This is a genomic window from Blautia sp. MSJ-9 (assembly GCF_018919065.1).
Taxonomy (GTDB): Bacteria; Bacillota; Clostridia; order Lachnospirales; family Lachnospiraceae; genus Blautia_A.
Window position 1 is genome coordinate 1 of sequence record NZ_JAHLQG010000005.1, and the last position, 10,671, is coordinate 10,671.

A 10,671-nucleotide genomic window follows, 5' to 3' on the forward strand; every position below is an offset into this window, starting at 1 on the left:
TTGTACACGATGTACAGGTTTCTTTTGTCTTGCCATAATAAAAGGCCCTCCTAATGATATTTATTGTATCATAGAAGAACCTTATAAACATTATTTTACAGAAAAAGTTTCATACTCTCATAACAATCGGTTTATTCTATCATCAGTCAATAAGATAATTACAATTAATAAAGCCGGTGTAGGATTATAATGAATCCAGCACCTGCTTTATTGATTTTGGAATAGCGTTTTTTATTCTATAAGAAATTTAGCAAATAACGCCATCATCGGTAGTAAATCCTTCAAGGGAGTTTTCCTTTACCTGAATGCAGACATAAGTGAGTGCTGAATCTTTTGCAGCAAAGAACTGGCGCTTACCTGCTGGAGAAATTCTAAGCCAATCGCCGGATACAAGATCGATTTCTTTATCATCAATGATAACTTTTCCCTTTCCGGCAATAATTCCATAAATTTCCTCATTATTTTTGTGGGAATGGATAAATGGAACATTTGCTCCTGCAGGAAGTTTATTGATGCTGATTTCAGCCCCTGTTAATGCGAGTGTTTCGTGAAGTTCTACTCTGCCTTCGTTTCCAATATTTGTTTTTGCATAATTTGCCATGATAGTTACCTCCAGATTTTTATTTGCAATTTCCGATTGCTTATCTATAATTTACTGATTTCCGCATATAAAAACAAGTACGCACCTTTTTATAACTATGCACTATAAAAAACATGTGTTATCATAAAGTTGGAGGTGAGTACGAAATGAAGACAAAAGATGAACTTCCGGCTTGTCCGGTGGCAACGGCTGTATCCCTTATAGGCGGTAAATGGAAACTTTTGATTATACGTAATCTAAAAACACGCCCCTGGCGCTTTAATGAACTGCAGAGAGATATTGAGGGCATTTCACAGAAGGTACTGACAGACAGTCTCAGACAAATGATTGATGATGGACTTGCCTATCGGCATGATTATCAGGAAATGCCACCAAAAGTAGAATATGGATTAACGGAACTTGGAAAAGAAATGTTGCCGATTATAGACGCACTGGCTGATTTTGGAAATTATTATAAATCAATCATCGACTGATTCTTTATTTGGAATTTAAAGTGGTACTGTTGATGCAATTAGAAATGAAGCAGGAAATATTAAATATGACTACTTTTTTCCTTTGGATGATGAAGAAACTGTGTTGCTGATTGATAGTTGGGAAAATCAAGAAAGCATTGATTTTCACCATCAATCGCCAATGATGAAAAAAATCGCAGAGTTAAGAGATAAATATAATCTTCACATGAAGGTGGAGCGATATAAGTCAGAAGATACGATTCCTGTCTCTGATCAAAAATATATAAGAAATTGATAACTTCCAGTTAAAGATGATAATCAGTCATTCTATTATTAGAAAATGAGATAATTAAAATCAATAAAGCCGGTGTAGGATTGATGATCCAATACCGGCTTTATTGATTTTACAGGGGATTTTTGGTGTAACCATCAGATATCAATGGAATCGCAAGAAAAAAGCAAGAATTCAGGCATGGCCCCTGTTTATGGAAGAAATCAGCTCTGCCAGTTGTTTCCTTTTGGTGCGTGTATCACCGTTGATCATCAACTTGGAATAAATCTGGTTGATATATTGCTTCACAGTGCCTTCAGAGAGAAATAACCTCTCTGCGATTTCGCGGTTGCTCAGACGGTCGGTGATCAAAGCTGCGATTTCAGCTTCTCTGCTGTTCAGCACATTCAGAATCTCAGATCTGGAATTATGGCTGGACAGGCGGAGACAGTGTTGTTCGTAAACAGAACCAAGGGAAAGAATCTGGTCTGTGAAAGGCTTTGATGTTATGGAATTAATACTGCCCAGCACGTCCTTGATATAGTTATAATTTTCTACAAACGGAATCAGAAAGCCATCCGGCATGGCGTTTTCTAAGGCTTTCTGCAGAAGCTGTCGTGCATCATGATGTTTGCCCAGCATTGCGTAAGCAGCAGCGGTCTGGATCTGAACGTGGAGAGACACAAGTTCATAGTGCATTTTTTCACAGACAGGCAGAAGTGTTTCGCTTCTGCCTATAACTTTTGCGTACATTTTCTGTGAAAGAAAGACCTGATTCTCGATCATTTCCATCATAGGTCTGCAGGGAGAGAGAAAGCTGACAGTGGATAACATGTGGTCTTTAAATAATGCGGGAATCTTTTCCGGCATTCTAATTAATGCACAGTAGTAAGCATAAGTACTGTCAAAAATATTCAGCCACATCATATTGTGGAGAGACAGAAGCTCCTTACGCTTTACTTCAGGGTTCTTCACAAAGGTGACGCCCTCCTGAAAAAGGGAAAGCCTTGCAGCAAGGAAATCACAGCAGAGCGAAATATTGTGCTGTCCGTTTGAGGCAATGGTGGAATAAGTCTGCTCCAGCAGAATCTGTGCATCTGAAAAATTCCCCTGCATAAATGCTGCCTCTGCATTCATGAGCAATTCCGCACCCTGTCCATGTCCCTGGGTAATTCTGTAATAGTGGGGCATACATTCATTCATAGCTGTCAGTTCTGCATCCAGGGTTCCGGATCTGCGGTGAAACATCATCAGAACAGAAGGAGAACCGAAGGTCCAGCTTCCTGTTTTGCGGATACTGATGGCAGGTCTGGTCATTTTAGAACTGGCCTGACGGTGCAGAACGCTCATACCGGTGATATCGTTATACATCAGAAAACTCATAATAAGATCACATTCTCCGGAGAGATTCTTTCTCCCATCTTCGGACAAAGTGTTATCTTCAGCTATGGTATCTGTCAGAAGCTGCTTCAGTTCCAGCATTTTGGGAATCTGATGCCAGGTAAACATACGGCGCATTAATACGAGAAGGGCCAGAGGCCTGCTCTTCAGGATTTCTGTTGGACAGGCATCAAGTAATGCGAGAACCTTTTCCGGCGAAAGAGAAGCCAGAAGGATTCCTGCATCCTTTTGGATAACAGCAAGCGCAGCATCATAGTTAAGAGCCTTGCTATAGGCAGCAAGTGCCTGCAGGAACTGTCCATGAGATTCATACCATTGTCCGTAACGATTCCGGAAATCTGTCTGTTTTTCATAGGAAAGCATGGCAAAGGCACGCTGTGTACATTCCTTCATCATATGATGAAAACGGTAGCTGATTCCATCGGACAAAGGAGTGATAAAAGCATTCTGTCTGGTCATAAGGGAAAGAATCTGTCCGGCTTCCGGATTCCCTGTAATAAAAAGTGCCATTTCAACGGTAAATTCATCTGCAAGTCCCATAACAGTGAGAAATTCCTGCTGCGCATCAGAAAGGGGTGCGATCATGGCAGAGGAAAACATATCATAGATATTAGAAGTATGGTCAGGGAAGTGTCCGCTCTCAAAAAAGGTACAGAGATTCAGATAGACTGCAGAGAACCATCCTTCACTGGAATAGAGAAGCGTGTTCAGCTGATCTTCATTCAGGCTGGCACCGCAGCGATGGGTATAGACAGAAAGCTCCCGGCGATTCAGACACAGATCCCTGGTATGGATCTGATATAACTTTTTGCCAAGACGGAGAATCTCTTTTTCGGACAGAAAAGCATTTCTGCCGGATACGATCAGGTGGATATTTTCAGGCAGTCTGTTGGCAAGCATACAAAAAAAATCTGCAACATGAGGTTCACCCAGCAGATGAAAATCATCAATAAAAATGTAGTAAGAGGTCTGACTGCTCAGGGAATAACAAAGCTCATCAGCAAGCATCCCGGCACTGGCAGCATCTGAAGGGCAGCTATAATTATCCAGAAAATCAAGCCCTGCGAAGGCAAATGCCTTCTGAACGCTCTGCCAGAAAACAGACAGATTATCAGAATAAATACTGATCCGGATCACACAGGAATTTCCGTTTTTGCTCTGTTTGTCCAGATACCAGTTGATAGCAGTTGTTTTTCCATATCCCATGGGAGCGGTCACAGCAGTGAATGCAGATTGTGAAATCGGTTTCAGATTCTCCTGCAGACGCTCAGAGATGTAAATTGTATTCAGATTATATTTCTTTTTAGACATCTGTAAAACCCCTCACTTGATACGATATGTCTCATTTTAACATATAAAGTATCAAAATGAAACTTTTTCCCAGGTGGTTTTTCAGGCAATATCTGCCGTCACTTTTGCTATACAGGGGGCACTTTTTGGTGCCGAAAAGTGCATTATCAAATGAAAAGAAATCAGTTATAATTACAGGTAACAGAAACCTGACCGGACTGTGAAATGACATTGCGGTCAGGAGTATGCGGAAACAGTGGATGCACATATCCACCATATCAGGATCAGAAGGAGGGATTGCAATGAAGAAAAGGTTATTATCAGGAATACTTGCACTTACAATGTGCTTCTCCATGACACCATCCATAGCATGGGGCAGCAGCATGACGGAATTCTCGGATGGGGAGGCATCCGGGGCGTCAGAAGAGAAAGAGGTATTTACAGATGAGCCGGAGGTAGAGGAAGAGAAGGAACAGCCGGTAGCTGCGGCAGGAGTGCCGGAGGTGGAAAATGGGTTCAGTGACGGAGAAAATGTTTGTGGTTTAGTGGATAATGATACAGCTGCAGAAAATATTAATCAAGGTCAAAAACATAGAGTAAATATTAAAAATGTTGATCCATTTCCAATAGAACGACAGACGATAGTTGATATAATTAATAATCATGATGGAACCGTGACAATTGGAGTTGATCCTGATGTTTATATTGGAGATCAAAAGGATACGGGAAAATATACAGTAAGGTATTATCAAGGATCTGACGAAATTGATGGAACGTATGGAAAGAATCCAGAGAGTAAAGATACGTCTCAAATGCAAATATTTAAGTCTTTATCTGTTCCTGCTAATCGTAAAATAGAGATAGCTGAAAAGTATATTACTATATATCTCTGTTGTAAAAGTTCAGTTGCAGATTATTATTATTATACAGCAGCAGCACAGGAAAATATTGTTAATCCTACAAAAGTTGTTTATGATTTAGATGGTGGAACGGACGGACCGCCAACGGACTGGGTATGGTCGAGGGATTGCCAATGGGGCAATGGCCATGAAAAAAATCCCAAAAAGACAGGTTACAGATTTGATGGTTGGTATACTGGAAAAAACGGTCAAGGAAAAAGAATTGATTCTGTTCAAGATATTTCTTATTCAAAAGAAATAACATTGTATGCAAAATGGGTTCATGTGCATTCCTGGAACTATAGTTTAAGTGGCGATACTCTTAAGGCATATTGCTCAAACACAAATTCAAAATGTGAATATTATGGAACAGGTTCTGACAATGCAAAGGCAACAGTTTCACTTAAGCTTAATGGATTTGATAACAATAACTGTGCTGAATATGGCAGAACCTATTCTGTAACATGTGATAATACTTTTCCGTCAGAAATAGGGGCAACAATAGGATCAATCATATATGCAGGCCGTGACGGGACCACTTATCCGGAAAGTTCAGTACTTCCCACTTCCACTGGAAAATATAAAGCAAAAGTAAACATTACACTGCCTGGAGAACAGAACTCAAAAGAGATATCTGCTGATTTTGAAATAAAACCACGTCCGGCACAGCTTAACTGGAGCAGTTCAGAATTAACTTATAATGGACAGCTCCAGACAGTCACTGCAAGGGTGAGAAATGCCCTGTCCGACGATACATTTAAACTGACATATGTAGCTGATGAAATTTATACAAATACCGGAAAGAATGCCCGGAAGTACACGGCAAAGGTTACAGCTCTCGGAAATACCAATTACAGCCTCAGCGAAGACGAGAGCGTACATCCATGGGAAATAAAAAAAGCACCGGTTACCTTAACGGTTGTTTTAGATGAGTTCACATATGGCGAGCAGCCAGTTATAAAATTGCAAGGGGCACCATCCGACAGTAAGGTGATCTATCAATACAAAGTTAAGGATAAGGATGACAGTACTTATGCTGGTATAACGGAAGAAGGCCTGAAAAAACTTTCTGCCGGAGAATATACCTTAAAGGCAGTGGTGGAAGAAACAGAGAATTATAAGGGATTTTCTGCTACCTGTGATTTTAATGTTAAAAAAGCAGGTGCTACAGATTCCTATTCCAAAGTCGATATCGAGGGATGGACATATGGCTCCTATGATGGAAAGAAAAATGCACCGTCAATAGCTTCAGACCTGAACCCGGAAAATCAGACAGTCCAGTACACTTACTATACAGATGGGGCATGTACCACGCAGACTTCAACTGAAAACGGAGCAGAAGCGGCAGGTGGAGTACCGAAGAATGCAGGCACCTATTATGTAAAAGCCCAGATACCGGAATCTGCCAATTATAATGCCGGAAAAGCAACCGGTTCATTTGAAATTAAACCCAAAGAAGTAACAGTGAAACCGAATGATTTACGAAAGCATATCGGAGAGAAAGATCCTAAGCTTACTTATACCACAGACGGTATCGTTGAAGGTGAAACATTATCTGGAATCACATTGCAGAGAGAATCAGGTGAGGATGCCAGAAAATATACAATTACAGCTACAGAAACAGCAGGTGCAAATCCGAATTATACTGTCACACGAGAGACAGGCACCTTTACAATTGAGGACCATAACTGGCCAAAAGACGGAAAGATATTAAGTCCTGCAACTTCATGGTCAGAAGGAATGAAGGAGCGAACCTGTACAGCACCGGGCTGTGGTCAGAAAAGATATGATGCCATCCCGAAACAGGATGGAAAACCGGCGGATCCCTATGCAGATAAAATAGATAAATATATCCAGATATTGGGCTCAGAAATCACAGCAGCAGCTCTGGACAATGAAGAAACAATCCTTTTTGGACTTTTCCCGGAAAGTGATAAAACCAGAATTAATAATGGATCAGGAGCTAAAGTATGGCTTGAAATCAATCATGTTAATAATCTTGATCCTGACTGGCAGAATTTAATCAACACGGAAATAGAAAAGACAGTGGGAAAAAATGCAGACCGGATTTTATTCGACATAGATTTATACAGACAGCTTGCGGGTGAGAACAGGGCACTTATTACAGATCCGGGTATCAATATGAATATCAGGATTAAAATCCCGGATAAAATGATTAATAATCAGCCTTATACCATCCGGGATTATAAAATTCTCAGACTGCATAAGGACAGTGCAACGAATCAGGCAACTGTTGATATATTAGATCCTGTCTTTAACAGCAGTACTAACGAGCTTACCTTTAAGTCAGATAAATTCTCTATTTATGTACTGACTTACAAAGACACCTACTATTCCCCAAGCTACCCGGTAACAGGCATTAAGGTATCTCCGGATACTCTTACCTTAACAAAGAAAGATGAAACCGCCCAACTTACCGCAGAGGTGACACCGTCTTATGCAGACAATAAGCGTGTAACCTGGCAATCCAGCGATGAGAAAGTAGCAACTGTAGATGAAAACGGCAAGGTAACAGCAGTTGGAAACGGAACTGCCACCATTACCGCAACATCTGTAAGCGGCAGTTATACAGCGATAGTTTCCGTAACAGTGAAAATCCCTGTGGAAATCCAGAAGCTCACCATAGAAGCAGAGAAAGAAACCCTGACAAAGATTGGTGAATCCACAGAGTTGAAAGTAAAGATTGAGCCTGAAAATGCAGATTTACAGAAACTGATCTGGAAATCCGATAACGAAAAAGTTGCCATTACAGATGAAAACGGCAAGGTAACAGCAGTTGGAAATGGAACTGCAGAGATCACAGTTACAACAGAGGATGGAAAAATTACAGCTTCCATTATGATCACAGTGAAAGTCCCGGATGAACCCACGATCAATAAGACCACAGGCTTCAGAAGGTTAAGAGCCCGTTCTGTAAAACAGACAAAAACTTCTGTGACATTGCAGTGGAACATCATTGAGGATGCAGATGGATATTTCGTATACGGCAACCGCTGTAATACAGGTACAAAGTCTTACAAGTACAGGAAGCTTGCCACCATCACCGGTGGAGATATCAGCACATGGACCCAGAAGGATCTGAAAAAAGGTACTTACTACAAATATGTGGTAAAAGCCTACAGACTGGTAAATGGCAAAAAGGTAGTGACAGACACGTCCATATCTGTACATGCAGTCACCGAAGGCGGTAAATACGGAAATGCAAAAGCTGTTTCCGTAACCCAGATTGGAAATAAGAAGAATATTTCAAAGATCACCCTGAAAATGGGAAAAACCGCACAGATAAAAGCAAAAGAAGTAAAGAAAGATAAGAAGATTGCACGCCACAGAAAACTTTGTTACGAAAGCAGCAATACAAAAGTAGCCACCGTTACCCCGGATGGCCTTATCAGAGCAACAGGCAAAGGAACCTGCACAATATGGGTATATGCACAGAATGGCGTATACAAAGCTCTGAAAATCACTGTAAAATAATCCTGAGGGGGTTTTAACTGTGAAATGAAAACATACCGGATTGAGCCAAACAGGCCTGATCCGGTATTTTTTTCGTTCCGGGAATTTATAAGTATTATAGAAAAAACAAGAAAAAGGTGGTAATATAAAAAAATACAGAGAGAAAGGACATGGCAGAGTGGATATATGACGGAAAATACAGTATTACCACTGATAAATACAGCATTTGAGCCAGGAAATGCAAGAAAAGCAGCAGAGAATTTTGCAGACAGGGATTTCCGGGAGATCGCTATTGCAGAATTTTATTATTTCACAGGGCAGGCGCAGAAATGCAGTGATCTGGTGGAGATTTATATTATGAGTTCCCGGCTGGAACTGAAGCTGTCTGCATGTATGCTCTATGTGTACTCTAATCTTACACTGGGAAATGCGAAGGCATCCGAACGTGGCCTTGAGATCATCCGGGAATGTCTGAGAAAAGAGATGGAAGCTCCCACTTCTGAGAGAAATACAGCATACTGTGTATTTGCAGGATATATGGGAATGGTTCTTTTACATCTCTCTACAGAGAAACTGCCTGATATGAAGAAATATATGAGCAGTCTGCCTCAGGGACTGAGAATTTTTGCTGCCAATGTAATTTCCCATGACCTTTATCTGAAAGGTGAATACAGCAGGGCTCTGGGAATCTGTGATGCGGCACTGTTTTCCTGTAAAGAAATTTATCCTGTTGGGATGATATATCTTTACTGTGTAACTGCTATGTGTGAAATCAGTCTGAAGAATCAGGCAGAAGCAGAAAAAGCCATACTCACTGCATGGAAACTGGCAGTGAAGGATGAGCTTATCGAGCCGTTTATCGAACTCCACGGACTTCTCCAGGGACTTCTGGAGTCCTGCATCCGCAAAGAAAATCCGGAGATATACAGAAAAATATCGGATGCAGTTATTACCTTCAGCCGTGGATGGATGGCGGTTCACAATCCTGCATCAGACAACCCTGTGACAGACGCTCTGACTACCATGGAATTTTCCATTGCCATGCTGGCCTGCCGGGACTGGAGCAACCGGGAGATCGCAGAACACATGGGGGTATCCCTAAACACAGTGAAGCATTATCTTACAGATATCTTTAACAAGCTTCATGTAAAAAAGAGAGATGAATTAAAGAATTTCGTATTAAAATGATCGGGAAATCCACGAAGATATGATATTTGCCCTGCGTAACCATCCGCTGATGCCGCAGGATATTAAAATCTATGGATTTATCATGGACTCAATAACAGGAGAACTCAGGGAAAATTTTGTTTGACTTAAAAAACAGAAAATATAATGTATTGTGATGGAAGCATTTCAGATAATAATAGTTACTCTGCGCATTTTGTGTTATAATTGAAATTAACAGGAAATGATAAATATCTGCAAAATGAATGTTTATCAGGAACTTACCGGAGGACATTTTAGTTAAGGCATAATAAATTTCGGACTTTGTAAAATGCAAAAGGGAGATCAATGATATGAGAAAAAAAACAGTTCAAACAAGCAGTGCCAAAAGCAGTACCAAAAGCAGTACCAAAGGCAATGCAAAGAGTAATACAAAGAGCAATGCAAGAAACAGCGTAAAAAGCAGTGCAAAAAACAGTCCTCAAAAAGCTGTTAAGACTGTTGCTCCAACAGTAGAGAATGTTTCTGTTAAGCAAACCACAATTATTCAGGAGCCATCTGTTGAACAGAATGAACAGAACATTCCAACGAGACAGCCTGATCTGGGACCGCGAAGAAGTGTAGCCTTCATTGGATCAGAATGTTATCCATTTGTTAAGACCGGTGGATTGGGAGATGTAATGTCTGCCCTGCCAAAGAGTCTGGCAAAATTAAACATTGATGTTAAGGTCATTCTTCCAAGATATAAATGTATTCCTCAGAAATTTCAGGAAAAGATGGAATACAGGGGTTCCTTTGATATGAATCTCTGCTCTGATGGAAAGCAGTATTATGTGGGAATTATGGAATATCAGGAGGACGGTGTTGTCTATGATTTTATAGATAATGATGAGTTCTTTTCCTGGGGAAATCCATATACGAATCTCATAGATGACATTCCGAAATTCTGTTATTTTGCAAAAGCTGCCCTTGCTGCCCTTAATTATCTGAATTGGACTCCTGATGTAGTACATTGTCATGACTGGCAGGCAGCTTTAGTACCACTTTATCTGAGAACCTGTTTCCAGGATACAGATGTAGGACGTGCAATTTCAGTACTCACAATACATAATCTGAAGT

7 protein-coding genes are annotated in these 10,671 nt (G+C 40.6%); 5 read left to right on the plus strand and 2 right to left on the minus strand.

Annotated elements, in window-relative coordinates:
- Nucleotides 1-247: 247 nt before the first annotated feature.
- A complete protein-coding gene (locus KQI87_RS01045; protein ID WP_216458529.1) occupies nt 248-601 on the minus strand; it encodes a cupin domain-containing protein in 354 nt (117 codons plus the stop codon).
- Between the two features lie 146 nt (nt 602-747).
- Between KQI87_RS01045 and KQI87_RS01050 the strand changes: the two genes are divergently transcribed.
- Both KQI87_RS01050 and KQI87_RS01055 read left to right on the plus strand, forming a co-directional pair.
- Nucleotides 748-1,074: a winged helix-turn-helix transcriptional regulator gene (locus KQI87_RS01050; protein WP_216458530.1), complete on the plus strand. Its 327-nt coding sequence runs from the start codon at nt 748-750 to the stop codon at nt 1,072-1,074.
- A 37-nt stretch (nt 1,075-1,111) separates the two neighbouring features.
- A complete protein-coding gene (locus KQI87_RS01055; protein WP_216458535.1) occupies nt 1,112-1,348 on the plus strand; it encodes an antibiotic biosynthesis monooxygenase in 237 nt (78 codons plus the stop codon).
- Nucleotides 1,349-1,519: 171 nt separating this feature from the next.
- Here KQI87_RS01055 and KQI87_RS01060 read toward each other — a convergent pair whose 3' ends face one another.
- Nucleotides 1,520-4,036 carry a LuxR C-terminal-related transcriptional regulator gene (locus KQI87_RS01060; RefSeq protein ID WP_216458531.1) on the minus strand — a complete coding sequence of 839 codons (2,517 nt, stop codon included), beginning with the start codon at nt 4,034-4,036 and terminating at the stop codon, nt 1,520-1,522.
- A gap of 281 nt (nt 4,037-4,317) precedes the next feature.
- On the opposite strand from KQI87_RS01060, the gene KQI87_RS01065 reads away from it, so the two are divergent.
- The 3 genes from KQI87_RS01065 to KQI87_RS01075 all read left to right on the plus strand — a co-directional run.
- Nucleotides 4,318-8,409: an Ig-like domain-containing protein gene (locus KQI87_RS01065; RefSeq protein WP_216458532.1), complete on the plus strand. Its 4,092-nt coding sequence runs from the start codon at nt 4,318-4,320 to the stop codon at nt 8,407-8,409.
- 165 nt (nt 8,410-8,574) lie between these two features.
- Complete coding sequence (locus KQI87_RS01070) at nt 8,575-9,576, plus strand: helix-turn-helix transcriptional regulator (RefSeq protein WP_216458533.1); 1,002 nt, start codon at nt 8,575-8,577, stop codon at nt 9,574-9,576.
- A 329-nt stretch (nt 9,577-9,905) separates the two neighbouring features.
- Nucleotides 9,906-10,671: glycogen/starch synthase (locus KQI87_RS01075; RefSeq protein ID WP_216458534.1), on the plus strand; the 766-nt coding region annotated here is incomplete at its 3' end.